The organism is Nocardioides sp. NPDC004968 (genome assembly GCF_040608935.1).
Classification (GTDB): domain Bacteria; phylum Actinomycetota; class Actinomycetes; order Propionibacteriales; family Nocardioidaceae; genus Nocardioides.
Map to the genome: position 1 here is coordinate 30,266 of NZ_JBEXJF010000010.1, position 25,613 is coordinate 55,878.

Annotated in this window: 24 protein-coding genes; 8 read left to right on the plus strand and 16 right to left on the minus strand. The window is 70.0% G+C overall.

Annotated features, from left to right (window positions below; translation table 11 throughout):
* Position 1: 1 nt before the first annotated feature.
* The 6 genes from ABZU72_RS12690 to ABZU72_RS12715 all read right to left on the minus strand — a co-directional run bounded on the left by ABZU72_RS12690 (position 2) and on the right by ABZU72_RS12715 (position 5,746).
* Positions 2 to 292, minus strand: coding sequence for a chorismate mutase (locus ABZU72_RS12690; RefSeq protein ID WP_201451241.1), 291 nt, complete (start codon positions 290 to 292; stop codon positions 2 to 4).
* Positions 293 to 335: 43 nt separating this feature from the next.
* Complete coding sequence (gene trxA / locus ABZU72_RS12695) at positions 336 to 704, minus strand: thioredoxin (RefSeq protein ID WP_355019205.1); 369 nt, start codon at positions 702 to 704, stop codon at positions 336 to 338.
* Between the two features lie 121 nt (positions 705 to 825).
* Positions 826 to 966 carry a hypothetical protein gene (locus ABZU72_RS12700; protein ID WP_350659602.1) on the minus strand — a complete coding sequence of 47 codons (141 nt, stop codon included), beginning with the start codon at positions 964 to 966 and terminating at the stop codon, positions 826 to 828.
* Between the two features lie 82 nt (positions 967 to 1,048).
* Positions 1,049 to 3,256: a DEAD/DEAH box helicase gene (locus tag ABZU72_RS12705; RefSeq protein ID WP_355019206.1), complete on the minus strand. Its 2,208-nt coding sequence runs from the start codon at positions 3,254 to 3,256 to the stop codon at positions 1,049 to 1,051.
* A 306-nt stretch (positions 3,257 to 3,562) separates the two neighbouring features.
* Complete coding sequence (locus ABZU72_RS12710; protein ID WP_355019207.1) at positions 3,563 to 4,321, minus strand: alpha/beta hydrolase; 759 nt, start codon at positions 4,319 to 4,321, stop codon at positions 3,563 to 3,565.
* Positions 4,322 to 4,363: 42 nt separating this feature from the next.
* Complete coding sequence (locus ABZU72_RS12715) at positions 4,364 to 5,746, minus strand: NAD-dependent succinate-semialdehyde dehydrogenase (protein WP_355019208.1); 1,383 nt, start codon at positions 5,744 to 5,746, stop codon at positions 4,364 to 4,366.
* Between the two features lie 135 nt (positions 5,747 to 5,881).
* On the opposite strand from ABZU72_RS12715, the gene ABZU72_RS12720 reads away from it, so the two are divergent.
* A complete protein-coding gene (locus tag ABZU72_RS12720) occupies positions 5,882 to 6,730 on the plus strand; it encodes an acyl-CoA thioesterase domain-containing protein (protein ID WP_355019209.1) in 849 nt (282 codons plus the stop codon).
* A 50-nt stretch (positions 6,731 to 6,780) separates the two neighbouring features.
* Here the strand turns inward: ABZU72_RS12720 and ABZU72_RS12725 are convergent, their stop codons facing one another.
* Positions 6,781 to 8,991, minus strand: a complete 2,211-nt coding sequence (locus ABZU72_RS12725; RefSeq protein WP_355019210.1) for a DNA methyltransferase — start codon at positions 8,989 to 8,991, stop codon at positions 6,781 to 6,783.
* A gap of 114 nt (positions 8,992 to 9,105) precedes the next feature.
* Between ABZU72_RS12725 and ABZU72_RS12730 the strand changes: the two genes are divergently transcribed.
* Positions 9,106 to 10,221, plus strand: coding sequence for a glycosyltransferase (locus ABZU72_RS12730; RefSeq protein WP_355019211.1), 1,116 nt, complete (start codon positions 9,106 to 9,108; stop codon positions 10,219 to 10,221).
* A 159-nt stretch (positions 10,222 to 10,380) separates the two neighbouring features.
* On the opposite strand, the gene ABZU72_RS12735 is transcribed toward ABZU72_RS12730, so the two are convergent.
* From ABZU72_RS12735 to ABZU72_RS12745, 3 genes are all read right to left on the minus strand, one after another.
* Complete coding sequence (locus ABZU72_RS12735; RefSeq protein WP_355019212.1) at positions 10,381 to 11,292, minus strand: amidohydrolase family protein; 912 nt, start codon at positions 11,290 to 11,292, stop codon at positions 10,381 to 10,383.
* A gap of 11 nt (positions 11,293 to 11,303) precedes the next feature.
* Positions 11,304 to 12,176 (minus strand): RNase H family protein, encoded by an 873-nt coding sequence (locus ABZU72_RS12740; protein ID WP_355019213.1) that lies wholly within the window; start codon positions 12,174 to 12,176, stop codon positions 11,304 to 11,306.
* 104 nt (positions 12,177 to 12,280) lie between these two features.
* Entirely contained in the window at positions 12,281 to 12,961 is a 681-nt protein-coding gene (locus ABZU72_RS12745; protein WP_355019214.1) for a DNA-binding response regulator, read from the minus strand.
* A gap of 99 nt (positions 12,962 to 13,060) precedes the next feature.
* Here ABZU72_RS12745 and ABZU72_RS12750 point away from each other — a divergent pair, with 99 nt between their 5' ends.
* The gene (locus ABZU72_RS12750; protein WP_355019215.1) at positions 13,061 to 13,990 is read left to right on the plus strand and encodes an aldo/keto reductase; all 930 of its coding nucleotides are present in this window, start codon (positions 13,061 to 13,063) and stop codon (positions 13,988 to 13,990) included.
* A 3-nt stretch (positions 13,991 to 13,993) separates the two neighbouring features.
* Here the strand turns inward: ABZU72_RS12750 and ABZU72_RS12755 are convergent, their stop codons facing one another.
* On the minus strand, positions 13,994 to 14,572 hold the full coding sequence (locus ABZU72_RS12755; RefSeq protein ID WP_355019216.1) for a TetR/AcrR family transcriptional regulator: 579 nt from the start codon (positions 14,570 to 14,572) through the stop codon (positions 13,994 to 13,996).
* On the opposite strand from ABZU72_RS12755, the gene ABZU72_RS12760 reads away from it, so the two are divergent.
* The gene (locus ABZU72_RS12760) at positions 14,516 to 14,995 is read left to right on the plus strand and encodes a DUF4383 domain-containing protein (RefSeq protein WP_355019217.1); all 480 of its coding nucleotides are present in this window, start codon (positions 14,516 to 14,518) and stop codon (positions 14,993 to 14,995) included. The genes ABZU72_RS12755 and ABZU72_RS12760 overlap by 57 nt on opposite strands.
* A gap of 76 nt (positions 14,996 to 15,071) precedes the next feature.
* On the opposite strand, the gene ABZU72_RS12765 is transcribed toward ABZU72_RS12760, so the two are convergent.
* Positions 15,072 to 16,925 (minus strand): AMP-dependent synthetase/ligase, encoded by a 1,854-nt coding sequence (locus ABZU72_RS12765; RefSeq protein ID WP_355019218.1) that lies wholly within the window; start codon positions 16,923 to 16,925, stop codon positions 15,072 to 15,074.
* 182 nt (positions 16,926 to 17,107) lie between these two features.
* Here ABZU72_RS12765 and ABZU72_RS12770 point away from each other — a divergent pair, with 182 nt between their 5' ends.
* Positions 17,108 to 18,283, plus strand: a complete 1,176-nt coding sequence (locus tag ABZU72_RS12770) for a 4-hydroxybenzoate 3-monooxygenase (RefSeq protein ID WP_355019219.1) — start codon at positions 17,108 to 17,110, stop codon at positions 18,281 to 18,283.
* Positions 18,284 to 18,334: 51 nt separating this feature from the next.
* Here the strand turns inward: ABZU72_RS12770 and ABZU72_RS12775 are convergent, their stop codons facing one another.
* The 4 genes from ABZU72_RS12775 to ABZU72_RS12790 form a co-directional block, all read right to left on the minus strand.
* Positions 18,335 to 19,402, minus strand: coding sequence for a class I SAM-dependent methyltransferase (locus ABZU72_RS12775; RefSeq protein WP_355019220.1), 1,068 nt, complete (start codon positions 19,400 to 19,402; stop codon positions 18,335 to 18,337).
* Positions 19,403 to 19,517: 115 nt separating this feature from the next.
* A complete protein-coding gene (locus tag ABZU72_RS12780; protein ID WP_355019221.1) occupies positions 19,518 to 20,351 on the minus strand; it encodes an SDR family NAD(P)-dependent oxidoreductase in 834 nt (277 codons plus the stop codon).
* A 6-nt stretch (positions 20,352 to 20,357) separates the two neighbouring features.
* Positions 20,358 to 21,080 (minus strand): DUF4386 domain-containing protein, encoded by a 723-nt coding sequence (locus tag ABZU72_RS12785; protein WP_355019222.1) that lies wholly within the window; start codon positions 21,078 to 21,080, stop codon positions 20,358 to 20,360.
* A 45-nt stretch (positions 21,081 to 21,125) separates the two neighbouring features.
* A complete protein-coding gene (locus ABZU72_RS12790; protein ID WP_355019223.1) occupies positions 21,126 to 22,133 on the minus strand; it encodes an NAD(P)-dependent alcohol dehydrogenase in 1,008 nt (335 codons plus the stop codon).
* A gap of 174 nt (positions 22,134 to 22,307) precedes the next feature.
* Here ABZU72_RS12790 and ABZU72_RS12795 point away from each other — a divergent pair, with 174 nt between their 5' ends.
* The 3 genes from ABZU72_RS12795 to gndA all read left to right on the plus strand — a co-directional run bounded on the left by ABZU72_RS12795 (position 22,308) and on the right by gndA (position 25,612).
* The gene (locus tag ABZU72_RS12795) at positions 22,308 to 22,973 is read left to right on the plus strand and encodes a DUF2470 domain-containing protein (RefSeq protein ID WP_355019224.1); all 666 of its coding nucleotides are present in this window, start codon (positions 22,308 to 22,310) and stop codon (positions 22,971 to 22,973) included.
* Between the two features lie 85 nt (positions 22,974 to 23,058).
* A complete protein-coding gene (locus ABZU72_RS12800) occupies positions 23,059 to 24,099 on the plus strand; it encodes a diiron oxygenase (protein WP_355019225.1) in 1,041 nt (346 codons plus the stop codon).
* Positions 24,100 to 24,142: 43 nt separating this feature from the next.
* Positions 24,143 to 25,612: an NADP-dependent phosphogluconate dehydrogenase gene (gndA, locus tag ABZU72_RS12805; protein ID WP_355019226.1), complete on the plus strand. Its 1,470-nt coding sequence runs from the start codon at positions 24,143 to 24,145 to the stop codon at positions 25,610 to 25,612.
* Position 25,613 lies beyond the last annotated feature (1 nt).

Consider the following 25,613-nt stretch of genomic DNA (forward strand, 5'->3'; position numbering starts at 1 on the left):
CTCAGTCCTCGACGAACTGGCGGTGGTTGCGGATCACCTCGGCGATGATCACGTTGAGGATCTTCTCGGCGAACTCGGGGTCGAGACCTGCGTCGTCGGAGAGCCGGCGGAGCCGTTCGATCTGGACCGCCTCGCGGCTCGGGTCGGCAGGCGGGAAGCCCGCGCGCGCCTTCAGCCGGCCGACCTGCTCGGTGCACTTGAAGCGCTCGGCGAGAAGGTGGACAAGGGCGGCGTCGAGGTTGTCGATGCTGCCGCGCAGGCGCAGGAGCTCGTCGTGGGCGTCTTCGGTCACAGCGCTATCAAACCTGATGCGAGGCCCGGAGCGCCGACGAGTCTTACTCGCCGGACTCCTTGGCCGACTGCTCGGCGAGTGCCTTGTCGATGTCGAGGTCGACGACGGCGTCGATGACCTGCTTGAGCGCGGGCGCGGGGAGCGCACCGGGCTGGGAGAAGACGAGGTTGCCCTTCTTGAAGGCCATCAGCGTCGGGATCGAGGTGATGTTGGCGGCACCGGCGAGCGCCTGCTCGGCCTCGGTGTCGACCTTCCCGAAGACGATCTCGGGGTGCTCTGCGGAGGCAGCGTCGTAGATCGGGCCGAACTGGCGGCACGGGCCGCACCAGGACGCCCAGAAGTCGACGAGGACGATCTCGTTGTCGCTGACGGTGCTCTCGAAGTTCTCTGCGCCGAGCTCGACGGTGGGCATGGGGCTCTCACTTCCGGTATGGGGTCGGTGCGCGCCGGATCGGCAGGCACGTACGTCTCAACGCACGTGCCCCGCCGAGGATTCCCCGTGCGGATTCCTCGTGGGATCAGGGCTGGTCCGGTCAGGGAAGGCGCTTGGCCTTCGGCCCGATCTGCCGCTCGATCCGGCTGCGTGGCTGCCCGGTCAGCTTGGCGACGATCGGAACCCGGAACACGTATCCACCGACAGCAGCTGCGATGACCAGCAAGATAATCCAGAACATGTGATCCAGCGTACGCCGGACCACCCAGACCCCACCTCAGGATTACCCCTGAGATGGGGCCCGGATGAGTCCCGGGTCGGCGTCAGGCGGCGCGGCGGCCGCGGCGGCCGGACTCGCGCTTGCGCAGAGCGTCGGTGAGCAACGAGACCAGGGCCTCGAGCTGTACGTCGGCGGAGTCGGTGACCTCCTCGTCGGAGCCGTCCAGGGCACGAGCCGCGAGGCCGGCCTTGGAGTCGATCAGCTCGGCGATCCGGGTGTCGATGGTCTGCGAGGCGATGATGCGCCAGGCGGTGACCGGCTCGGTCTGGCCGATGCGGTGGACACGGTCGATCGCCTGGGTCTGCTCGGCGTCGGTCCAGGAGAGCTCGGCCAGGATCAGGTTGGAGGCGGCCTGCAGGTTGATGCCGACACCTGCGGCGGTGAGCGAGCAGACGATGACCTCGACCTCGGGGTTGTTCATGAACTCGTCGATGGCCTTCTCGCGCGCCTTCGAGGTCTGGTCGCCGCGGATCGTGGAGTAGCGGATGCCACGATCCTCGAAGAGCTTCTGCGCGGCGTCCATCACCTCGATGTGCTTGGCGAAGAAGACGACCTTGCCGACGTTGCGTGCGAGCTGGGCGGCGTAGTCGGCGGCCAGCGAGGCCTTCGCGCGACCGATGCGGCGCATCATGCCGAAGACGTTCTCGCCGGTGGAGGCGTCCTGGTCCTCGCGCTCCCAGGTGGCGACGCGGCGGACCAGCTCGAGGTCGAGCTCGCCCGGGGCCGGCTTGGCGCCGGTCACCCGGGTCTCGATCGCGGTGTCGTAGCGCTGCATCATCCGCTTGGCCAGCTCGGCCTCGGCGGCCCGGATCGAGCGGCCCTCGGCATCGTCGAGCTCGACCGGCAGGTCGGCCACGCGGCGCGCCGGGATGTCGCTGGCGACGTCGATCTTGCGGCGGCGCACGATGCCCTGGTTGACGACGACACGGCGGGCTGCGCCGTAGAAGCTGTTGTCCTGCGGGGTCAGCCCGGTCTCCTCGAGCCCTTCGAGCAGGCCGTTGAGCGGCTTGACGTCGTCGATCCAGCCGAGGAACTGCCAGATCGCCCGGAAGTCCTCGATGTCGTTGATCAGCGGGGTGCCGGTCAGCGCCATCAGCAGCGGGTTGGCCGTACGCTGCCGGATCTTCTCCGAGAGTGCCAGCACGTGCTGGGAGCGCTGGGAGGACTTGTTCTTGATGAAGTGGGCCTCGTCGACGACCATGCCCTTGAAGCCGAAGTCGCCGAGCCAGCCGACGTGGCGGTCGAGGATCTCGTAATTGACCACGATGATGTCGGCGAAGCCGTCGATGTCCTCGCCGTTGCCGTGGACGACGGTCGCCTTCTTGGACGGCGTCCAGAGGTCGACCTCGCGCGCCCAGTTGGCCTTGACGACGTTGGGCACGACGACGAGCAGCGGGTAGGCGTCGGCTGCCTCGGCGGCCAGCAGGGCCTGCGCGGTCTTGCCGAGGCCGGGCTCGTCGGCCAGCAGGTAGGAGCGGTGGCCCTCGGCCGCCGAGGCGACCAGCTGCGCCTGGTGGTGCATGAGCTCGCGGGTGCCGGGCGCGTCGATGTGGCCGGGGCCGTAGGCCGGCGGCTCGGGCAGCGGCATGCAGGAGGGGCCGGAGTCGGCGTACTCGAAGCTTCGGAACAGCGGCCCGAGGAGCTCCCAGCCGGACAGGCGGCGGGCGTGCACCGGTGGGCGGGCGTTGGTGAAGTCGGGCACCAGGAACGGGTTGGAGAGCTGGCGCTGGATGACGCTGGTCGGGACCACGCGCTTGTCGTGGACCACGACGGTGGGCATCTCGTCCTCGTCCTCCTCCTCGTCCTCCGGCACGTCGACGCCACCACGGGCCATCAGCTCGTGCTTGAGGTCGACGGCGGCGTCGGAGATCTCGGCGTCCTCGGCGAGGAGCTCGAACAGGCGCGAGTCCATGGTCGCGGTCTTGGCGAGGATCGTGGCGATCCCGTCCAGACGCTTGAGCTGCTCGGCGCGGCGACCCTCGTTGAGGGTCTCGTCCTCGAGCACGCGGTGGCGCTCGTCTCGGGCGAGGAGCGCGACGACCTGGAACTTGGTCCGTACGTCGGGCATGGCCGAGCGGCGCTGCACGGCCGACTCCACCTCGCGGACGACCTGCGCGAGCACCGGAATGATGCCCTCGTTGTCCTTGTGGACGCCCTTGCGGCGACCGTTCTGCCCGGACTTGCCGGCATTGCCGTTGCTACGCGAACGGCCGGACCGGTTGTTGCGCCGGGTAGCGGCTCCCTGAGCCAACTGAATCCTCCTTGGGGCCACGCACGGGTGAGTGGCATGTCCAAATGCCGACCCTCATCGGCCGGTCGCCCTCCCAGGGCTCACGCAGATCGATGGCAGACGACTGACGACCGCGTCCAAACAGCGGATACGCGCGATCGGCGCCTCATCGACCGGGCCAGTGACTCGTTCGGTCCCCACGACGAACGTCCACGAGCCGGGCGCTTGCAGCGAGTGTAACCCCACCCACACCCGTTAGCGGAAGTCTCGTTCCGCGTTTTCTGTCAATTGATCAAACACGGGGCTCAGGCAGGCCTCGGATGAGCCTCAGTCGATCAGGTACTGATCCGCCCAGGCCGAGATGATCCGGGCGGCGCGCTGGGCCTGGCCCCTCTTCGTGAGGAGGTGGTCGGAGCCCTCCAGCGCCACGAAGGAGCGCGGGTGGCGGGCGGTGTTGAAGATGTCGGAGGCGTTCTCGATGCCGACCGTGGTGTCGGTCGGGCTGTGCATGACCAGGAGCGGCTTCTTGAGCTGCATGATCTTCTGGCGCAGGTCGGCGCGGCGTACGTCATGGACGAAGTCCTTGCGCAGGGTCAGCGACTTGCCGCCGGCCATCCACGGCGACTGGCCGTCCTCGAGCACGCGGGAGAGCACCGCGTCGTAGTTGTGCTCGACGTGTGCCGGCTGGAACGGGGCACCCACGGTGGCCACGGCGTCGACACCGACGGCATCGTTGGCTGCGGCGAGGACCGCCGCACCACCGAAGGAGTGGCCGACGAGCAGCTCGGCCGGGGTGCCACGCTCGGCCATGAAGCGGGTCGCCTCGACGGTGTCGGCGACCTTGTGGGTGAAGGAGCCGTCGCCCCAGTCGCCCTCGGAGTCGCCCAGACCGAGGTTGTCGAAGCGCAGCATCCCGATGCCCTCGGCCGCGAGCTGCTTGCAGATCCGCGCGGCGGCCGGAGACTCCTTCCCGAGGGTGAAGCCGTGACTGAACACGCCCCAGCCACGCACCTCACCCTCGGGCAGGTCGATGAGACCGGCCAGCATGGGTCCGGACGTACTCTTGAAGGTCACCTTCTCAGCCACGCCAGGATTCTCTCAGAATCCGGCGGGCTTGCCCGGGTCTGCTCAGCGCTCGACGTAGAAGAGTCGCTTGTTGAGGAACTCGTCGATCCCGAGCGGGCCGAGCTCGCGGCCGAAGCCGGAGCGCTTGGTGCCGCCGAAGGGGACGTCGGCGCCCTCGCCGGCCGGCGTGTTGACGTTGGCCATGCCGACCTCGAGCTGCTGGGCGACGGCGATCGCGCGCGCCTCGTCGGTGGAGAACACGGCGCCGCCGAGGCCGTACTCCACCGCGTTGGCCAGCTCGACGGCCTCCTCGTCGGTGCTCACCTTGTAGACGACGGCGACCGGGCCGAAGAGCTCCTCGGTGTAGGCGCGCATCTCCGGCGTGACACCGGTGAGGACGGCGGGGGCGAAGAAGGCGTCGGGACCGTCGGAGATCTCGCCGCCGGCATGGAGCGTGGCGCCCTTGGAGACCGCGTCCTCGATCTGGTCGCGCAGTGCCTCGGCGGCCTTGCGGGCCACCAGCGGGGAGTAGACGGTGTCGTCGCCGTCCTCACCCTCGAGCGGCTTCATCGCGGCGGCGCGCTTGGTGAGGGCCGCGACGAAGTCGTCGTAGACGCCCTCGTTCACGATCATCCGCTTGTTGCCGTTGCAGACCTGGCCGACGTTCTCCAACCGGGTCGCCCAGGCGGTCTCGGCGGCCTCGTCGATGTCGTCGGAGTCGAGGATGATGTAGGGGTCGGAGCCGCCGAGCTCGAGGACGACCTTCTTCAGGTGGCGGCCGGCGGCCTCGGCGACCGCCGTGCCGGCGCGCTCGGAGCCGGTCAGGGACACCGCGCGGACCCGCGGGTCGGCGATCATCGTGGCGATCTGCTCGTGGGTGGCGTAGAGGTTCTGGTAGACGCCCTCGGGAAGGCCGGCGTCCTCGAAGATCTTCGCGATCGCGGCCGAGGAGCGCGGGCAGTTCTCGGCGTGCTTGAGGATGACTGTGTTGCCGGCGACCAGGTTGGGCGCGGCGAAGCGGGCGACCTGGTAGTAGGGGTAGTTCCACGGCATGACACCGAGCACCGGGCCGAGCGGGAGGCGCTGGATGACCGCCTTGCCCTCGTGGCCGGGCAGGTCGGTCTCCGCGAGCAGCTCGGGGCCATGATCGGCGTAGTAGGCGGTGATCTCGCCGGAGAACTCGGCCTCGCCGGCGCCGGAGGAGGCCTTCTTGCCCATCTCGGTGCGGATGATCTTCCCGAGCTCCGCGGCCCGCTCGGTGAAGAGGTCCGCGGCGCGCTTCACGATCGCGGAACGCTCCTCGATCGGGGTCGAGCGCCAGGCTTCGTACGCCTTCTTGGACCGCTCCAGCGCCTCCTCCACCTCGGCGTCGGTGGCGAACAGGAAGGTCTCGATCACCTCGCCCGTTGCGGGGTCGGTCACCTGGTAGGGAGGCGTGGTGCTCATCGTCATCCTCTTCGATCGGGGGCTGCTTTTGGTGCGATGGTACGTGGTTTTAGAGCGCTTTTGATGACGGAACCGTTACTCTTTACCGGTTTTCGCAACTGAATCCGAAGTTAGGACACGTTCTAGAATGTCCGCATGGATCTTGCATTCTTCCGGCGCACCGATGACGGTTTCGAGCCTACGCCGATGGCTCGCAGCATGTGGGCCGAGGACCACATGCACGGAGTGGCCGCCAGCGGCCTGATCGCTCGCGGCCTCGAGGACCAGATCGAGGAGCTCGGACGTGCCTCGGAACTGGTGCCCTCCCGCTATCACGTGGACCTGTTCCGACCGCCGCGGATGGTGCCGACGCGGATCCGCACGAGGGTCGTACGCAACGGCCCGCGCATCGCGCTGCTCGACGCCGAGATGGTCCAGTCCTCCGGCGACGGCGAGGAGCGGGTCGTGGCCCGCGCGACCTGCACCTACCTGCTCGCCGGCGAGAACCCGGCCGGCGAGGTCTGGTCGGCGACCGAGCGCGCCACTCCCCCGCCGCTCGAGGTCGCGCCGCCGACCTCCGAGCCGCACGTACCGTTCTTCGTCTCCGAGAACCCCTGGTCCGACGACTTCGGCAAGCACCAGAACGCCGGGCGCCACGTCACCTGGCAGGTCGCGGTTCCGACCGTTGCCGGCGAGCCGATGACCCCGTTCCAGACCGTGGCCTCCATCGCCGACGCCACCTCGATGGTCACCAACTGGGGCAGCAACGGCGTCGAGTGGATCAACACCGACATCTCGCTCGCCCTCGCCCGGCGGCCGGCGGGGATGGAGGTCGGCCTCGCCACCATCGACCACGTCGCCCACGAGGGCATCTCCGTCGGCACCGCCGAGGTCTTCGACCGCGAGGGCACCATCGGCACCGCCACCGTCACCGCCCTGGCCAATGCCAAGCGCACCGTCGACTTCACCGCTCCGGGCGAGGGTGGTCCCGCCACCCCGGTCTAGCCGAGGCGTCACCCCCGTCGGCCGAGGCGTCACTCGCGTCGGCCGAGATGTCATCGTGGTGACGTCTCGACCGACGTACCTGACGTCTCGGCGGACGCTTGTGCCTTCTCGGCGAGGGCGAGGTTCTGGTCGACGAGGGCGGCCATGAGGGCTCGCTGACGGGTCGGGGTGAGGCCGAAGCCGGAGGGGGTGAGGTCGGGGGTGGCCAGGGACTCGTCGATGTCGTGGAGGCGGGCTGTCGCGTGGTTGACGTCGGCGATGGCCTGCCGGAGGTCGGTGGTCGCGGGGTCGTGGGCGTCGGGGTCGCCGACGAGGTTGAGTACGCCGGTGATGCCGAGCCGGCGCTCCTCGCCGACCCGGTCCAGGGCAGCCAGGAGCGCGACGCCGGCCGGGCTGAGCGGCCCTAGGTCCGCGGGGAACGGGTAGGTGGCGCGCAGGCGCGAGGGGTTGTAGCGGTAGGCGGTGTTGAGCATGGTGCCGCCGGCACGTACGGCCCAGACGCGATGGAGGTCGGAGGCCAGGAACGCGTACGCCGCCGGATCCTGCGTCGGGTAGACGACCAGCCCGTTGGAGAAGACGTGGTCGGCACCGACCAGGACGGGCCACAGGTGCTTGCTGTGCTTGCTGAACGCGATGACGTGCGAGAGCCCGGAGGCGTCGCGGTAGAGCTCGTCGACGGGGCTGAGGAAACCCCACCAGCGCTCCTTGAGCTGGGGGTACTTCACGAACTGGCGGCGGCGCTCGGCACGCACCTTCGACCGCACCAGACGCGCGAGCGAACGGTCCTCGGCGAGCTCCTCGAGGCCCAGCTTGCCGACGTCGAGCACGAAGCGGGAGGCGGTCGAGCCGCAGGGCGTCACCAGGTCCTCACCGCTCAGATAGGGGCGCACGGTGTGCCCGAGCGGACCGCGTCCGAGAGCTTCCGCCTCGGTCGGCGTCAGGACGAGCGTGCGTCCGAGCACGATGGTGCCCTGGTAGCCGTGCGGTAGCGGTACGTCGAGATCCAGCCGCGCCGGCTCCGGGAGCGAGAAGCCGTCCTCGAGGGTCCCGGTGATCGCCGGGACCGAGCGCCCGTCGAGCCACGCGCTGTCGAGCGGCCGGGTGGTGAGCCAGATCTTCGCGAACCGCACGCCCGCCGTCGGCCACGGGGCCGAGCGCTCCGCCCGGGCGACCTGCCAGCCCCGATCCAACAGCGCACCGAGGCCGAAGCGCGCGGTGTCACCCTCGCTGATCGAGTCGGTCGTGATCAGCCCGATCTCGCCGCGAGTGAGAGCGGCTGCCCGGAGCAGGAAGTAGATGACGTAGTCGGCCCGCCTCGTGGTGCCGGCGGCGAGCGTGTGCGCGAGGTAGTCGCGCAACTCCTGGCCGATCGCGTCCCGCACCCGCTTCACCCCGAGGTAGGGCGGGTTGCCGACCACCGCGTCGAAGCCGCCGCGCGCCATCACCTCGGGCGCGGCCAGCGCCCAGTGGATCGGCCGGACGGCGGGAACGGGCAGACGCCGGCACCGGCCCAGCGCTGCGTACGCCTCCTCCAGCCGTCTCCCCGGCCGGCCGCCCAGCGGCAGCGCGACCGCGACCTTGGCATCGGCGTACGCCTGAGGGTCGTCCACGCCGGCAGGCAGCTCGTCCGCGTCGACGAGCCCGACCAGCGAGTTGCCGCACAGGATCCGGTCGTCGAGGAAGGTCAGCGGGAGCGAGGGGTCCTCGCAGAGCAGCCAGAGAGAGAGCTTGGCGATGTCGACCGCGACCGGGTCGATGTCGGCACCGTAGAGGCAGCGAGTGACGATCGCGGCCACGGGCCGCTCGCACGAGGACGCCAGATAACGGGCGGAGGCGAGGAGGAAGACGCCGGTGCCGGCGGCGATGTCGACCACGGCCGCGTCTGCCGAGGCGACCGGTGCCAGGGCGTGGGCGACGACCTCGTCGGCGAGCTCGGGCGGGGTGTAGTGGGCGCCGTTGTCGCGTCGCGAGGAGACCTCGAGGAGCGCCTCGTAGACGTAACCGATCTCCTCCAGAACCAGATCATCGACCGCGGTCCCATCCAGGAACAGATAGTTCGACAGCAGATGATCCGACTTCGGACCGTCCGCGCACGACAACAACCCAGCGGCGTCGAGGGCGGCATCGGTGAGCACCATCCCCCGTGCCCGCGCGAACCCCGCCACGACGCTGCGCATCACCGCCGCCACCGCCGAGGGGCCGCCGCCCAGCTCGGCAACCGCCGACCGCGCTCGAGTGCGCAGTGCCCGGGGCGTGATCACAGGATGAACCATAGAACGCCCGCAGGTTCGGGGAGACGAACCGATGGTGAAGAGTGATGCGCCGGGCTGCCCCCGTTCACCACAACGTCACACCGTGCGTACAGAATCCGGCGCATGTCCATCGACTCGGAGCGGCTCGGGCCCCTCCTTCACATCCGGCCCGGCACGGCTCCCCGCGTGGCGATCATCTCCGCGAGCTACGGCGCCGGCCACAACTCGGCCTCCCGGGAGATCTCACGAGCACTCGGGGAGGCCGGGTGCGACGTCGAGATCTTCGACTTCGTCGACCTGATGCCCTGGCGGCTCGGGCACGGGCTGAAGGTCGGCTACAAGATGCAGCTCCAGGTCAGCCCCGACTCGTGGGGCACCACGATGAGCCTGGTCATGCCGGGACGCCCGCTCCACAAACCGTTCAACCAGCTCCTGCGTCTCTCCACGCGCAACCTCACCGAGGCCATGCGCGGCGCCGACCTGGTCATCTCCACCCACCCGTTCTGCTCCCAGGTCATCGGTCACCTGCGCGCCAGCGGACAGCTCACCGTGCCCGCGGTCACCTATCTCACCGACGCCGCGGTCCCGGCGCTGTGGATCAACCCCGGCATGGACCTCAACCTCGCCATCCACGAGGTCGCCGCACGCGAGGCGCGCATGCTCGGCGGCAACGCGGCGGTGGTCCAGCCGCTGGTCCCGCCGGGGGCGGCGTACGTCCCGGGGCAGGTCTTCCCCGATCCACTCGCTGACCTCGACCTGGAGGGTCCGCGGGCGCTGGTCACCGGCGGCTCGCTGGGCGCCGGTGCGCTCGAGCAGACCGCCCGCGACATCCTCGAGCACAGCGACATGACCCCGGTGGTCCTCTGCGCGACCGACCCCTGTCTCAAGCGCCGCCTGGAGCGGATCCCCGGTGTCGTGGCGCTCGGCTGGCGCACGGACGTACGCGCGCTGATGGCGACCAGCGACTGCGTCGTCCAGAACGCCGGCGGCTTCACCTCGCTCGAGGCCCTGGCCTCGGGCACGCCGGTGATCACCTACCGCTCGATCTCCGGCCACGGCGCCGCCAACTCGGCCAACCTGGACCGTGCCGGGCTGATCCCGTGGGCCCGCGACGAGGTCGAGCTCGCCAAGCACCTGGAAGTCGCCGCCGAGTCGCCACGGTTCAACCGGCTCGCGCTCGGCGTCCCCGACATCGTCCAGCTCCTCACCGACAGCTACGACGAGACCGCCGTGGCCTAGTGGCACGTCCCAGAAGTTCCTAGGCGCTTCGCGCCGCCATGGCACGCACCTCGCCGCGTTGGCGCCGCTCGGAAGACGCCCGGTATGACTTCGCGACGCCGCCTTGCGATGCACGCACCCTGACGACGCCAAGCATCCAGGAACTTCCAGGACGCACCACTAGCCGGCCGGCGGCAACCCGAAGAGCCGCGCGGCGTTCTCGTAGAGCACCCCGCGCGTCCACTCGTCACCGAGCCCGAGACCGATGACCCCGTCGACCGCCTCGAGATAGGGATAGGGGATGTTCGGGAAGTCGCTCCCGAATAGCACCCGGTCACCCAGCGCCTTCAGCCGCGGCAGCTCCTCGGCCGGGAAGGGCGTCGACGCCTCGGTGAAAGCGGTGAAGGCCATGGTGGTGTCCAGGCGCACGCCGTCGTACTTCTCCACCAGGTCGAGGAAGCGCGAGTAGTCCGGCAGGCCCATGTGAGCGACGATCAGCACCAGATCCGGGTAGCGTCCGAGCAACGCCTCCATGCCGGTGGGCCCGGTGAACCGACCTGGAGCGGGCCCGTGACCCGAGTGGATCACCAGCGGCGTACGCGACTGCGAGAGCACCTCCCAGACCGGGTCGAGCAGCGGCGAGTTGGGGTCGTAGTCGCCGACCTGGACGTGCGCCTTGAAGATCCGCGCACCCGCCTCGACGGCCTCGCGCACATAGTCCCCCGCACCCGGCTCCGGGTAGAACGTCGCCGACTGCAGGCAGTCCGGCTTGTCCGCCGCGAACTCCGCGCCCCACTGGTTCAGCCACGCCGCCATCCCCGGCTTGTGCGGATAGGTGAGCGCCGAGAAGTGGCGTACGCCGAGATCCCGCAGCACCCGGAGCCGCTCCTCCTCGGAGTGCCGATAGGCGATCGGCCACGGCTGACCGGTCAGGGGCCCGGCCGCATCGAAGTAGGCCCACACCTTGTCGAGCATCCGCTCGGGCAGGAAGTGGGTGTGTACGTCGAAGATGCCGTCCAGGCCCAGCGCATCGAGCCGCGCGCGGAGCTGCGCGGGCTCGTCGGGGGCGATGGTGAGGGTCGGAGGGTTCACGAGGGCCGAATTTACCCGGCGGTGGCGGAGCCAGAGGCCACGGGCGCAGCGAACGTCTCCGCGATCGCGCGTGCCCTCCCGGGCACCTCGTCGGCGGTCAGCCCCCAGGTCCCCTCGGCGAAACGCCGGGCGAGCTTCGCGAGCGAGTCGGCCCCCTCGTTGAGCGCCTCGCCGACGTGGCCGCGCACCCACTCGAACGAGAGCCGATCGGACTCGCGGCACAGGTCGTCGTGCATCCGGGTCAGGCCGGCGAGCTCGGCGCGGTGCTCGCTCTCATAGCCCTTCGGCATCGACAGCTCACCTCGGAGCCAGTCCTCGATCATCGCGAGCGCGACCCGGGAGTCGGTCCGGATGGTCAGCGTGCGGCGGGGCAGCGCCCGCACCGCCTCCGCGATCGCCTGCAGCTCGGCCAGGACCACCAGCGACTGCGGGTCGCGGATCCGGGCGTTGGGCACCTGCCGGCCGAAGCCGTGCTGACCGTCCCCGGCGAGCCATCCCCAGCCGATGAACCCGCGATGGGCCGAGCCGTCGGTCGCCACCACCAGCGGCGGCATCGGGCCGGCCCGATGGATCGCCATCGCCTCCACCGCCTCCGCGCGGATGCCCGCGTCCTCGTCGGCGAACGGGACCACGGTGACCCCGGGATAGGCGTCCGCGATCTCGTCGGTCAGTATCCAGAACCGCGAGTTGGACGGCAGCGCGACCACGACCTGCACCGGTGCGAGCGACTCCAGCGAGTCGTACGCCGCTCCGACCGCCGCGATGATCGCGTCCTCGGTCCCACGCGCGCCCAGCGATCCCGCCGCTTGCAGCCCTGGACCGGCCAGGACCCAGTCCCATCTCTCGGCGTCGCTGCGCTCCTTGACGACGATGAAGCAACGCATTACAGACCTCCTGACCCGCCCGAACAAGTCGTTCTCGACGTTACCGGGCGGCCCCTGAGAAAGAGACTCCGGCGTCAGGATCCGGACACCGCTGACCGGAACGGTCAGACGAGCCCGAGCTCTCGGGCGCGTACGCCCGCCTGGAACCGGGACGCGGCTCCGAGCGCCTCCATGAGCTCGGCGACCCGGCGCCGGTAGGTGCGTACGCCGAGCCCGAGGGTGCGCGCCGCGGCCTCGTCCTTCACGCCCCGGCCGAGCAGGTCGAGCACCTGCGGCGCGATGTCGCGCAGCTCGGCGATCCGGGCGTCGTAGGCCTCCACCGTCGTCGCCGAGCGCCAGGCCGCGTCGAAGAGCGAGGTGACGCCCTGGACCACCTCGGGCTGGGTGACGATGCTGAAGCTGCGCTCGCCCAGGCGCGGGTCGCCGGCGAGGATCGCGACCCGGCGGTCGATCAGGATCGTCTCGTTGATCTCGTCGGGAGTGATCCGGATCTGGGCGCCGCGGACGTCGCGGATCTCGCGCAGATGGGCGGCGGAGACCGGGTCGAGCAGCACGTTGGGCCGGTAGACCTTCCGCAGCCGCACCTCGGCGCCGTCGCGGCCGCACAGCGCGGCCCTGATACCGGATTCGGTGCGCGCAGCCGACCAGGTGCGCAGGTCGATCGCCGCACAGGCGATGTCGGTGGCGGCCGCGAACAGGTGCGAGGTGCGCCGCACGAGCTCCTCCTCGCCGCGTACGACGGCGACGGTGCCGCCCGTCCGGATCGTCCCCACCGTGTTGGTCACGGCATCGATTCTCCCCCGCCCACCAAGTCGCGAGCCGGCAATCGGCAACAACCTGCCAACGGCGTGAGTACGCGGCATCCGGTCGCGACGCTGGAGGGCATGACCACGAACCACATCACCGCCGGTGCCGCCGGCACCTGGCAGCTCGGCGACAAGCGGATCAACCGGATCGGCTTCGGCGCGATGCGCCTGATCGGCAACCTCTCCACCCCGACCGCTCCCGACCGCGAGAACGCGATCACCGTCCTCCGCCGCGCCGTCGAGCTCGGCGTCAACCACATCGACACCGCGACCATCTACTTCACCCCGACACGCTCGGCCAACGAGCTGATCGCGACCGCCCTCCAGCCGTACGCCGAGGACCTGCTGATCGCGACCAAGGTCGGTCCCACCCCGCGCGGCCGCGACGGCGCCTGGCAGTCCGAGCCCCGGCCCGAGCGGCTGCGCGACCAGGTAGAGGAGAACATCCGCCAGCTCGGCCTCGACCACCTCGACCTGGTGAACCTGCGCTGGGGAGTCGGGCGCGAGCGCGGCACCGGATCGATCGCCGACCACTTCGGCGCCCTGCTCGACCTGCGCGAGGCGGGCCTGGTCGAGCACGTCGGCCTCTCCAACATCGGCCCCGAGCAGCTCACCGAGGCGCTCGCGATCGGGCCGGTTGCCTGCGTACAGAACCAGTACGGGCTCACCACCCGCCGCGAAGACGACGCCCTGCTGCGGCTGTGCGGCGAGCACGGGGTCGCGTTCGTGCCCTTCAACTCGATCGGCGCCGCCGTCGCCGGCGCGGTCCCCGGCGCCGCACCCGACGAGACCGGTCGTGATGTCGTCGAGGCCATCGCCGCGGCGCACTCCGCCACCCCCTCGCAGGTACGCCTCGCCTGGACGCTCCACCAGGGCCCGCACGTGCTCGCCATCCCCGGCACCGCCGACCCCGCCCACCTCGAGGAGAACATCGCCGCCGGCGCCCTCCGGCTCACCGACGAGGAGGTGAGCCGCTTGAACGGCGTCGCCGCGCCGGTGGCGCGCTGACCTCTAGGCCGCGGCGCCCAACGCCTCCCGCACCGCGGCCTGTACGGTCCGGCCGGCCACCTCCAGCGGCTCGGTGGAACGCAGCGACCGAGCCAGGACGAAGGCGCCCTCGAGGCTTGTGATGAAGCCGATGATGAGGCCGCGGGCGGCCTCGGGCGGGACTCCCCGCTGCTCGAGATGCCGCCCGCCGACCTCGATCCAATCGGTGAACACCTCGGCGGTCGCCTGCCGCAGGGTCTCGTTGGTGCTCGCGACCTCGAGCGCGACGGTGGCGATCGGGCAGGCGTCGGCGTAGTCGGTCTCGACCAGCACGGCGGCGGCGGCCGCGAACGCGGTCTCGACGTTGGTGACCAGGTCGTCGGGGCCGACGAAGAAGGCCAGGACCAGGTCGCGGTACTCCCCACCCGCGCGCCGGATCGTCTGGCCCGCCAGGTCGTCCTTGCCCCCGGGGAAGAAGTGATAGATCGATCCGAACGGCGCCTTGGCCACCTCGGCGATCTGCTTGAGTCCGGTGCCGGACATGCCTTGCCGGCGGAAGAGCTCGGTGCTGGCCTCGAGGATCCGCGTACGCGTGTTGGTCATCGGCTGATCTTTCCGGTAGCGCCTGTCGCGATCGCCGGGTTCATTGCCGAACCCAGCTTCGAGATCGGCCATCACGCACCGACGGCGAAGGTGCTCGGCATGGACTACAACGGCTGGCACGCGGTCGCCGGGCTCGCCCTGTTCACGCCCGGCCTGTTCCTGTGCCGCCGCAAATCCTGGTCCGTCCTCTACCTCCTGGCGGCCGCCATCGCCGGCACCGTCCCCGGCATCTGGGCGCTCGCATCACCCCAGGTCATGTGGGTCATGCACATGCCCGACCATGTGACCGACGCGGTGATCCACTTCGCTACCGCAGCACTCCTGGTCGTGATCGCGGTCGTGCAGATCCGTCGCGACGGCGGCTGGGCCAACACGATGTCCGACCTGCGGCGGCCCACGTCGACGCAAGTCCGCGACAGATAGTCCGGGACGTTCCAGCCCATCTACCCATGAGTAACGGACCGGATCGTCCCGGACTACCTGCGGCGAGCGGCAGCACTCACTCCTGCGCGGCGTAGAGCCCGTCGATGATGTCGGCGTACTTCTTGCTCACCACGCGCCGCTTGAGCTTCAGGGTCGGGGTGAGCTCCTCGGACTCGGCGGTCCACTCCTGGCTGAGCAGCTCGAAGGCCTTGACCTGCTCGGGGCGGGAGAGGCGGGCGTTGGCGGCGTCGACGGCCTTGGCGACGGCGCCCCGGATAACCGGGTGCTGGGCCAGCTCGGCGAGCGAGCCGGCCTCGACGCCGAGCTTCTGAGCGACCACGGGAGCGATCTCGCCGTCGAGGGTGAGGACGGCGACGACGTACGAACGGCCGTCACCGACCACCATCGCGTGGCCGACGAGCGGGCTCTCCTTGAGGAGGTTCTCGATGTTGGAGGGCGCGATGTTCTTGCCCGCGGAGTTGATGATCATCTCCTTCTTGCGGTCGACCACGGTGAGGAAGCCGTCCTCGTCGAGCGAGCCGATGTCGCCGGTGTGCAGCCAGCCCTCGGAGTCGAAGAGCGCGGCGGTGGCGTCGGGTCGGCCCACGTAGCCCGGGGTCATGATCGGGCCCCGGAACAGGATCTCGCCGTCATCGGCGATGCGCAGCTCGATCCCGGGCTGGGCGCGGCCGACGGTGCCGAGCCGGAAGGCCTCCGGCCCGTTGCCGGTGGCCGCCCCGGTGGTCTCGGTCATGCCGTAGACGTCGTAGATCTTCAGTCCCAGGCCGGCGAAGAACTTCGCCACCTCGATCGGCATCGGCGCGGCCGCGCTGGCCGCCCACTCGACCTTGTCGAGACCGAGCAGTGCGCGCATCGTCGACAGGACCGCCGCGTCGACCTGTTCGAACTGTGCCTGGAGCTCGGGTGAGGTGGTCCGCCCGAACTGCTGCGACTCCACATAGGCCAGCCCGACCGCCATCGCCTTCTCGACACCGGCCTTCTTGGTCTCGTCGGTCTCGGCGGCGAGCAGCGCGGTGACGCCGGTGCGGATCTTCTCCCAGACCCGCGGCACCCCGAAGAAGCTGGTCGGGTGCACCTCCTGGAGGGTGCCGAGCAGCAGTGCCGGGTCCTGGACCAGGTAGACGTGGCCGCCGTTGAACTGCGGGATGTAGAGGCTGAGCACCCGCTCGGCGATGTGCGCGAACGGCAGGTAGGAGACGAGCACCCCCGGCTCCTCGACGCCGGAGACCGTCAGCGAGCTGGTCGTCTCGAAGACGATGTTGCGGTGGGTGAGCACCACGCCCTTCGGCTGCCCGGTCGTGCCCGAGGTGTAGAGCATCGTGACGGTGTCGTCGGGGGTCACCGCGGCACTGCGTGCGTCCAGCTCCTCGCCGACCTCGGCCAGCGCCGCTGCACCCGAGGCCACGAAGTCGTCCCAAGCGACCGCCCGCGGGTCGCCTTCCACGGCGGTGTCGATGGTGACGACGCGTACGACCTCCTCGCGCTTGAGCCCGAGCGCCCAGCGGGCGACGTGGTCGTCGGTCTCGAGCACGACGATCCGCGGGTCGGCGTGCTGGGCGACGTAGCCGACCTGGTCGGGCGCGAGAGTGTTGTAGATGCTGATCGGGACACCGCCGGCGAGCACCGTGGCCATGTCGGCGACGACGTGCTCGATGCGGTTCGCGGCCATGATCGCGACCGACTCCCCCGGCTGGAGCCCGGCGGCGATGTAGGCGGCTGCCAGCTCGCGGGCACGCTGGTGCAGCTCGCCCCACGTCAGGGTGCGCCAGCCCGTGCCGTCGGCGGTGTGCCGGTCGGAGAAGGCCGGCTCGGAGCCACGGTCAGCGACCACCTTGGTGAGTACGTCGACCATGGTCTGGTCGCCGATCTGGGACTCGATGGCGGCGCGGTCGGCGAGGACGTCGGGCATCGGGGCGCTCCTTCTGTGGTTTGTGACTCGGGTCACAATCGGGGTGCCTCGACCGTAGGGACGAGTTGGCACGGACACAAGAGCCCGTCCGCGCTATTTGGGAATCCACCCAGCGGCGCGCTTTCCATTCAGTGGAAGAGCGCTCTGGCGGCGGCCGCCCGAACAGGAGTTGACTCACCCCCATGGCAGAAGAACGTACGCAGGTTGTGATCGTCGGCGCCGGCCCCGCGGGGATGCTGCTGAGCCATCTCCTCGCCGCCGACGGAGTCGACTCGGTCGTGGTCGAGACCCGGTCGGAGGAGTACGTCGCGGCCCGCATCCGCGCTGGGATCCTGGAGCAGTCGAGCGTCGATCTGCTCACCGAGGTCGGTCTCGGCGACCGGCTGGCCCGCGACGCCGACAAGCACCGCGGGATCTACCTGCAGTGGCCCGAGGAGCGCCATCACCTCGACTTCGTCGACCTGGTCGGCCGGGCGGTCTACGTCTACGGCCAGACCGAGGTCCAGAAGGACCTGATCGACGCCCGGCGCGCCGCCGGGCAGGTCGTCCACTACGAGGTCAGCGACACCGCGCTGCACGACATCGAGTCCGACCTGCCGTCGGTGACCTTCACCGACGCCGCCGGGCTCCCCCAGCGGATCCGGGCGGATGTCATCGTCGGCTGTGACGGCTCCTTCGGCCCCAGCCGCGCCGCGATCCCGGCCCGGGAGAGCTGGGACCGCACCTACCCCTACAGCTGGTTCGGCATCCTCGCCGACGTCGCGCCCTCGACCGACGAGCTCATCTACGCCTGGCACCCCGACGGCTTCGCACTGCACTCGATGCGCTCGGAGAGCGTGTCGCGGTTCTACCTCCAGGTGCCCAACGGCACCGACCCGGCGACCTGGTCCGACGACCAGATCTGGGACGCGCTCGCCGCGCGGCTCGGCCACGGCCAGAACGGCTGGAGCCTGCAGCCGGGCCGGATCACCGACCGCAGCGTCCTCCCGATGCGCTCGCACGTCTCCACGCCGATGCGCCACGGCAGGCTCTTCCTGGCCGGCGACGCCGCCCACATCGTCCCGCCGACCGGCGCCAAGGGACTCAACCTCGCGGTCGCGGACGTCGCGCTGCTGGCGCCCGCGCTCGCCGCGCTGCTCAAGGGCGACCCGCGACTGGCCGACGACTACTCCGAGACGGCGCTGCGCCGCGTCTGGCGCTGCACCCACTTCTCCTGGTGGATGACCACGATGCTGCACACCGCTGAAGACCCGTTCGACACCCAGCTCCAGCTCTCCCAGCTGCGCTGGGTGACCTCCAGCGAGCACGCCGCCGCCGGGCTCGCGGAGAACTACGCCGGTCTGCCGATCGGCTTCTGATCGGCCCGCGGGACCGCCTGGTCAGCGTGTGACCAGACAGCCCCGAATGCCTCAGGCCTTAACCTCGTAGACCAGGTTGAACGGCGTCTCGGCGACGGTGCGGAAGGAGCTGAACCCGCCATCGGCGGTCACCTGCTGGATCCGCGCGGGTCCCGCCTGGGTGCCCAGTGCCGCGGCGCCCTCCTGCGAGACCGACCCCGGCGTGCAGAGCAGCGTCGAGAAGCCGTAGTAGGCCCGCCCGACCGGGTTGAAGTTGTCCTCGACGTGGTCCCCGGCCTTCGGCTCGACGATCATCCACGTGCCGCCGTCCGCGAGCTTGGCGCGGACCTGGCGGGCAGCGCCCACCGGGTCGCCCATGTCGTGGAGGCAGTCGAACATCGTGACCAGGTCGTAGCCCTCGCCGCCGAACGACTGGGCCGTTGCCGCCTCGAAGCGCACCCGGTCGCCGACGCCGGCGTCGGCGGCGCGCTGGCGGGCCATCTCGATGGACGGGCCGTGGGCGTCGTACCCCACGAAGCTCGAGCGCGGGTAGGCCTTCGCCATCAGGATCGTCGATGCCCCGTGGCCGCAGCCGACGTCGGCGACGGTCGCGCCCGCCTCCAGCTTCGGCACGACTCCCTCGAGCGCGGGCAGCCAGTCCGGGATGAGATTGGCGTTGTAGCCGGGGCGGAAGAACCGCTCACAGCCGTTGTGCACGTCGGTGTCGTGGTCGCCCCACGCGACGCCGGTCCCCATGCGGGCCGCCTCGATGATGTGCGTGGTGTCGTGCACGGTCCCGAGGGCGATCTGGAAGAAGCCGGGCAGGAACGCCGGGCTGTCCTCCACGGTCAGCGCCACGGCCTGCTCGGGAGGCAGCGTGAAGCGGTCGGTCTCGGCGTCGTAGGTCAGGTAGTCGCCGGCAGCCTGCGCGCGCAGCCACTCCCGGGCGTAGGGCTCGACGGTTCCGGTACGCCGGGCCATCTCCTCGGCCGTGGACGGCCCGTGGGCCGCGAGGTCGCGGTAGTAGCCGAGCTTGTCGCCCATCACGACCAGAGCCGCGTTGAGCGTCGCACCCACTTCGTCGACAGCCCTGAAGACGAACGCCATCAGCTTGTCGGTGTCGATGTCGGTGACGGTCATTGGTGAATCCCCCCTTCTCGTATGCCCGAGAAGGTCCGGTCGGTCGACCGGATCACGTTCGACGCTAGCCACGGCGCCACCCGCCGGATAGTTCACGATCTGAAGCGGCCGGTTCCTAGCGCACTCTGACGAGATCCTCGCTGACCCGCCACAGGCGTGCGGCGAGATCCTGGTTGTAGCTGAGTGGGGCGGAACGCCGGGACCTGCTGTTGGCGAAGTAGCCGCCCGTGGCCCCCACCAGCTCCGGGGCGGATGCCGCGTAGATCGAGGTCTCCGCGCCCTTGGCGGGGCTCTTCATGAACGGCCTCAGGAAGGGGACGAGGATCCGTTGCGTACGCCCGGGGTCCTCGGCGCCGAAGGCGGTGCTCACCACGCCGGGATGCAGCGCGTTGGCCGTCACCCTCGGCTGGCGCCGCGCGAGCTCGTGGGTGAACAGGATGTTGGCGAGCTTGGACTGGCTGTAGGCACGGGCTCCGGAGTAGGCGCGCTCGCCCTGGAGGTCGTCGAAGTCGATCCACCCCTGGGCGTGCGCCTGGGACGCGACGGTCACCACCCGGGCGTACGCACTCCGCTTCAGCCGGGGCAGCAGCAGCTCCGTCAGCAGGAACGGGGCGAGGTGGTTGACGGCGAGGGTGCGCTCGATCCCGTCGACGGTGAGCTGGCGGGTGTCCCAGTAGCCCCCGACGTTGTTGACGAGCACGTCGATCGTCGGCAGGCGGTCGAGCGCCTCCGCGGCCAGCCGGCGTACCTCGGCCTGGCTGGACAGGTCTGCCAGGAACACGAGGACCGTCGCACCGGTGGCCTCGCGGATCTCCCGCGCGGCGTCCTCGGCACGCTCCGCATCACGGCCGGTGATCGCGACGTTAGCGCCCATCCGGCCCAGTCCCATGGCGGTCGCCCGCCCGATGCCACCGGTGCCACCGGTGATGAGCGCGGTTCTACCGTGCATGGCGCCTCACTGAGCCGGCCTGTCGAACGCAGCCGGGTCGAATCCCTTGATGATCAACCAGAGTGCGAGCGTGATCTCGAAGATGGCTCCGGGAATGAGGAGCACGAGACTGATCGGGGCACCGAAGAGCTCGGCGCCGGAGCCCAGCATGTGCAGCGCATAGCCGAGCAGGCCGAGCGCCGCCAGCCACCGGGGAACCAGACCGGTGCGGAAGAGGAGCGCACACAGGAACAGAGCGCCGAACGCGAGCGAGAGCTGCCCGATCTGGTACGCAGTCTCGTTCGCGTCGACCGCGAGCGACCCGAGCGCCTGGGCGGTGTCGGCGCCGATCTCACTTGCCCGGTCGGCCAGCGGGATGACCATGAGCAGCGCGAGCACACCGACGGTCATCATCGCCATCTCGAAGACCATGGTGGCCAGGTAGGCCACGGCCGTACGTCTGCCGTTGCGCTCCAGGACGGGGAAGAAGATGACGGCTTTGCCGATGTCGATCGCCGTGGTCGCGATCATCAGGAACGCGCCGAGGGCGAGAGTGGTCTCCTGGGCACCGACCCCGGCGAGGAAGTCGTCGCCGTCGAGGACCGAGGTGACGAGGAACGAGCCTGTTCCGTAGACGACGAACCCGGCCAGGAACAGAGCCCCGATCAGGCGCGAGGCCCACATCCGGGAGCCGGTGTCGAGACGCCGGGCACGTGTGCCGGCGGGTGGTGAGGTGGCCATGGTGTTCATGGAGCGTGCCTCGAATCCGTGATTGTCGAATCCGAGACGGGACGTTCAGGTCGTGATGATGGCGACCTTGCCGCGTACGCGGCCGGAGTCGAGGAGACGCATCGCCTTCGGGACCCGGTCGAGCGGGAAGGTGTGGCCGAGGCTCGGTACGACGGTGCCGTCCTCCAGGAAGCCGGCGAGGCGCTCCAGGTCGCTGGCGCGCTCCTTGGCGACGTACATGGCGAACCGCTGCCCGATGAACGGCGTGAGCAGGAGCGCCCGGAGGGACCGATTCATGCCACCGGTGAGGTTGCCGCCGTGCTCGCCACCGACCAGCACCACGGTGCCGGTCGGGGTCAGCGCTCGCCGCAGCCGGGACAGGCCGGGGTTGCCGGCGATGTCGAGGATCAGGTCGTAGTGGTTGGCGCCGTCGGCGAAGTCGGCATGGGTGTAGTCGATGACGTGGTCGGCGCCGAGCGAGCGGACCAGGTCCAGCTTCTCCGTGCCGGCGACGCCGGTGACCTCGGCACCGAGTGCCTTGGCGATCTGGACGGCATAGCTGCCCACACCGCCGGACGCGCCGATGACCAGCACCGACTGGCCGGCCTCGAGGTGACCCTGGTCGGTCAGCGCCTGCAGCGCTGTGCCCGCCGAGATCGGCACCACTGCGGCCTGCTCGAAGGAGAGCCGAGCGGGCTTGTGGGCGAGCTTGTCCTCCGGTGCCACCGCGTGCTCGGCGAAGGTGCCGCGGCCGATGCCGTAGACCTCGTCGCCGACCGCGAACTTCGTGACCGCGGACCCGACCGCCTCGACGACGCCCGCGAGATCGCGACCCGGCACCCGGTCCTTGGGCCCCCTGAAACCCATCCCGGCGATCCGCATGACGTACGGCTTGCCCGTCATCAGGTGCCAGGTGCCGCGGTCGAGCCCGGCGGCGTGGACGCGGACGAGAACCTCGTCGACGTCGGGCTCGGGAACGTCGATGCGGTCTAGGTGCAGGTCGCCGGCGTCGCCGTATCTGGTCTGGACGATCGCTCGCATCCTGGTGGACGCGGCGGTGTGCTCAGTGACCATGGTCGACTGCTTTCAGAGAGTAGGACCACGCTATGGGCCTACCCGGCAGCGACGGGTGGCGGCGATCGTCGCTCACCGGGATTGGGTAGGGATCGCCCTCACGATGTGAGCAGCAACTCTTGCTCGATCAGCCGTAGTCGTGTTTAGGTAAGCCTTACCTAAATAGGAGGTGCCATGGATTCGACCGCCAGCCTTGCCCGCAGCATCCTGTCATGCCCCCGCGGCGGCAGCGTGGTGATCGACGGCATCCCCTACTCGATGGAGGAGCTGGAGATGCAGGGCTTCGCCGACGACGGCGGCCGCCCGACCTTCCTGTGCCCGCCCGAGCAGCGGATGGCGTACGCCGGGCGCCGCGGCAGCCATGTCGTGCTGGTCCTCCAAGGCGTGCTCGGCAACGGCGAGGCGGTCCGCCTGACCGGGAGCCTGAGGTGGCTGCGTACCGATGCCTGCACGTGCTGCGAGACGGAGTGGGAGGAGGTCGTCATGGACGTCTCCAACGTGATGCTCGTCCGCCGCACCGGCGAGGCCGTCCCGATCCCCCTCGACGCCTTCACCGACCGCGACCTCGACCTCAACGACGGCGTGCTCCACCGCAACCAGGACCATCTCAACAACCACCACGGAAACGAGCTCCGCGAGGCGGTCGCGACCCGTTCCTACATCCCGGTCGACACGATCCTCGCCGCCCAGATCACCGGGCTCTGCGCCGAAGGCTTCGAGTTCCAGTGGGTCGACGAGGGCGGGGCGCACAGCGCACGCACCACCTTCGACCGCCCGGCCAGGACGCCGGAGGACCTCGTCGCCGGCGTCCGGAAGGCCCTCGCCGCCGAGATCTGCTGAGCGGAACACGCGGGCCGAACCTGTTTCCTGGTACACAAATCCCATGTACCTTGAGGACGTATCAACGTCGTGCAAGGAGGCTCGGATGGTTGTGCAGACACTTCGCTCGATCGGTGGCTACGTGGGTGCGGTCGCCGGCACCCCGGTCCGGATGATCACGCCGACCAGGCCCGAGCCGCGCAGGGAGTACGACGAGACGCTGCGTACGTTGTCCGAGGCGTCGGTCGAGATGTACTTCAACGCCTTCAAGGACGTCACCTGGGACGCGCCCGAGATGGCCCTGTCCGAGGACGACGAGCGGTGGATCCTGCCCACGCTCGACCCGCTCGGCGCCCACCCGTGGTACCAGTCGCTGCCCAAGGCACGGCAGATCGAGGTCGGCCGGCACCGGCTCACCGCCATGGTGAAGACCGGCTCCCAGTTCGAGCAGCTGCTCCTCCTCGGCGGCACCCAGTTCCTGATGGGCGTCGACAACGGCGACCCCGAGTTCCGCTACTTCATGCACGAGCTCACCGAGGAGACCCATCACATCCAGATGTTCCAGGAGTTCACCAACCGGGTCTGCCCCGACGTCGCGGGCGCACCGGGCTGGCTGATGCGCACCATCCCGCTCGTGGGACATCTCGGCGGCCTCTATCCCGCCCTCTTCTTCGCAATCATCCTCGCCGGCGAGGAGCCGATCGACCACGTGCAGAAGGAGGCCATGCGCGCCGGCGGAACCCACCCGCTCCTGGACCAGATCATGGCCATCCACATCGCCGAGGAGGCCCGCCACATCGGCTTCGCGCACGCCTGGCTCGAGGAGCACGCACCCTCGCTCAACCCGGTCTCGCGCCTCGCTCTCGGCATCCTCACCCCGCTCGCGATGCGGCTGGGCTCGGACGCGATCATCATCCCCTCGCGCGCCGACCGCGAGCTCATGGGACTGCCCGACTCGATCGTCCGCGAGGTCTGGGGCACCGGCGCCGAGGCCGCCGCGTTCCGCCGTCATCTCTTCGCCGACGTCCGGATGCTCTTCGACAACCTCGGGCTGCGTACGCCGCTGACGCGGTGGTCCTGGAAGGTGCTCGGCGTGGATGGACGGCCGGCGCGTTTCCGCGCCGAGCCGCCGACCGCCGCTGCTTGACGAGCAGAGTTGAATGGCATCACCGACTCAACCGAGGAGCACGATGCCGAACAACGACAATGGCCGCGCGAACATCGGCGTGGTGGGACTGGCCGTCATGGGGTCCAACCTGGCCCGCAACCTCGCCTCTCGCGAGGGCAACACCGTGGCGGTCTACAACCGCACCTACGCCCGGACCGAGGAGCTCATCACCGAGCACCCGGAGGCAGGCTTCCTCGCCTCCGAGACGATCGACGACTTCGTGGCGACGCTCGCCACGCCGCGTACGGCGATCATCATGGTCCAGGCGGGCAAGGGCACCGACGCGGTGATCGAGCAGCTGGCCGAGCGGTTCGAGCCGGGCGACATCATCGTCGACGGCGGCAACGCCAACTTCAACGACACCATCCGGCGCGAGCGCGAGCTGCGCGAGCGTGGCCTGAACTTCGTCGGCACCGGCATCTCCGGTGGCGAGGAGGGTGCACTCAACGGCCCCTCGATCATGCCCGGTGGCTCGCCCGAGGCCTGGACGACGCTCGGCCCGATCCTGAAGAGCATCGCCGCGGTGGCCGAGGGCGAGCCGTGCGTGACCCATGTCGGCACCGACGGCGCCGGCCACTTCGTGAAGATGGTCCACAACGGCATCGAGTACGCCGACATGCAGCTGATCGCGGAGGCCTACGACCTCCTCCGGCGGGTGGGCGGGCTTTCGGTGGAGCAGCTCGTCGACGTCTTCAAGGACTGGAACACCGGCGACCTGGAGTCCTACCTGATCGAGATCTCCGCGGAGGTGCTCGCCCAGAAGGACGCCGAGACCGGCCAGCCGCTCGTGGACGTCATCCTCGACGAGGCGGGCTCGAAGGGCACCGGCGTCTGGACGGTGCAGAACGCGCTCGGCCTCGGCATCCCGGTCTCCGGCATCGGCGAGGCCGTCTTCGCCCGGGCGGTCTCCTCCAAGCCGGCCCAGCGCGGCGCGATGCGGGCCTCGGTGCTGGCCTCGACGAGGGCACGCCCGAAGGCGCCCGAGGTCCCCGACACGTTCGTCGATGACGTACGCGCGGCTCTCTACGCCTCGAAGGTGGTCGCCTACGCGCAGGGGTTCGACCTGATCGTGGCCGGGGCGAAGGAGTACGGCTGGGACATCGACCTCGGTGCGCTCGCCAAGATCTGGCGGGCCGGCTGCATCATCCGGGCGCGCTTCCTCAACCGGATCGTGGATGCCTACGCCACCAAGCCCGACCTGGAGACGCTGCTGGTCGACCCCTACTTCGCCGACGCGGTCGCGTCCGGCGAGGAGGCGTGGCGGCGCGTCGTCGGGATCGCGGCCGCCTCCGGCGTACCCGCACCGGGGTTCTCCTCGGCGCTCGCCTACTTCGACTCGCTCGCCGCCGACCGACTCCCGGCCGCGCTCATCCAGGGCCAGCGGGACTTCTTCGGCGCCCACACCTACAAGCGCGTCGACAAGGACGGCACCTTCCACACGCTGTGGTCCGACGACCGCTCGGAGATCCCGACGACGCCCTCGACGCACTAGG

What these genes read in the sequence shown, in the direction of transcription:
- trxA (WP_355019205.1), bottom strand. Translation starts at nt 704, where the DNA reads ATGCCCACCGTCGAGCTCGGCGCAGAGAACTTCGAGAGCACCGTCAGC.
- ABZU72_RS12700 (WP_350659602.1), bottom strand. Translation starts at nt 966, where the DNA reads ATGTTCTGGATTATCTTGCTGGTCATCGCAGCTGCTGTCGGTGGATAC.
- ABZU72_RS12715 (WP_355019208.1), bottom strand. Translation starts at nt 5,746, where the DNA reads ATGAGCACCACGCCTCCCTACCAGGTGACCGACCCCGCAACGGGCGAG.
- ABZU72_RS12720 (WP_355019209.1), top strand. Translation starts at nt 5,882, where the DNA reads ATGGATCTTGCATTCTTCCGGCGCACCGATGACGGTTTCGAGCCTACG.
- ABZU72_RS12730 (WP_355019211.1), top strand. Translation starts at nt 9,106, where the DNA reads ATGTCCATCGACTCGGAGCGGCTCGGGCCCCTCCTTCACATCCGGCCC.
- ABZU72_RS12740 (WP_355019213.1), bottom strand. Translation starts at nt 12,176, where the DNA reads ATGCGTTGCTTCATCGTCGTCAAGGAGCGCAGCGACGCCGAGAGATGG.
- ABZU72_RS12750 (WP_355019215.1), top strand. Translation starts at nt 13,061, where the DNA reads ATGACCACGAACCACATCACCGCCGGTGCCGCCGGCACCTGGCAGCTC.
- ABZU72_RS12755 (WP_355019216.1), bottom strand. Translation starts at nt 14,572, where the DNA reads ATGACCAACACGCGTACGCGGATCCTCGAGGCCAGCACCGAGCTCTTC.
- ABZU72_RS12765 (WP_355019218.1), bottom strand. Translation starts at nt 16,925, where the DNA reads ATGCCCGACGTCCTCGCCGACCGCGCCGCCATCGAGTCCCAGATCGGC.
- ABZU72_RS12770 (WP_355019219.1), top strand. Translation starts at nt 17,108, where the DNA reads ATGGCAGAAGAACGTACGCAGGTTGTGATCGTCGGCGCCGGCCCCGCG.
- ABZU72_RS12775 (WP_355019220.1), bottom strand. Translation starts at nt 19,402, where the DNA reads ATGACCGTCACCGACATCGACACCGACAAGCTGATGGCGTTCGTCTTC.
- ABZU72_RS12780 (WP_355019221.1), bottom strand. Translation starts at nt 20,351, where the DNA reads ATGCACGGTAGAACCGCGCTCATCACCGGTGGCACCGGTGGCATCGGG.
- ABZU72_RS12785 (WP_355019222.1), bottom strand. Translation starts at nt 21,080, where the DNA reads ATGAACACCATGGCCACCTCACCACCCGCCGGCACACGTGCCCGGCGT.
- ABZU72_RS12790 (WP_355019223.1), bottom strand. Translation starts at nt 22,133, where the DNA reads ATGGTCACTGAGCACACCGCCGCGTCCACCAGGATGCGAGCGATCGTC.
- ABZU72_RS12795 (WP_355019224.1), top strand. Translation starts at nt 22,308, where the DNA reads ATGGATTCGACCGCCAGCCTTGCCCGCAGCATCCTGTCATGCCCCCGC.
- ABZU72_RS12800 (WP_355019225.1), top strand. Translation starts at nt 23,059, where the DNA reads ATGGTTGTGCAGACACTTCGCTCGATCGGTGGCTACGTGGGTGCGGTC.
- gndA (WP_355019226.1), top strand. Translation starts at nt 24,143, where the DNA reads ATGCCGAACAACGACAATGGCCGCGCGAACATCGGCGTGGTGGGACTG.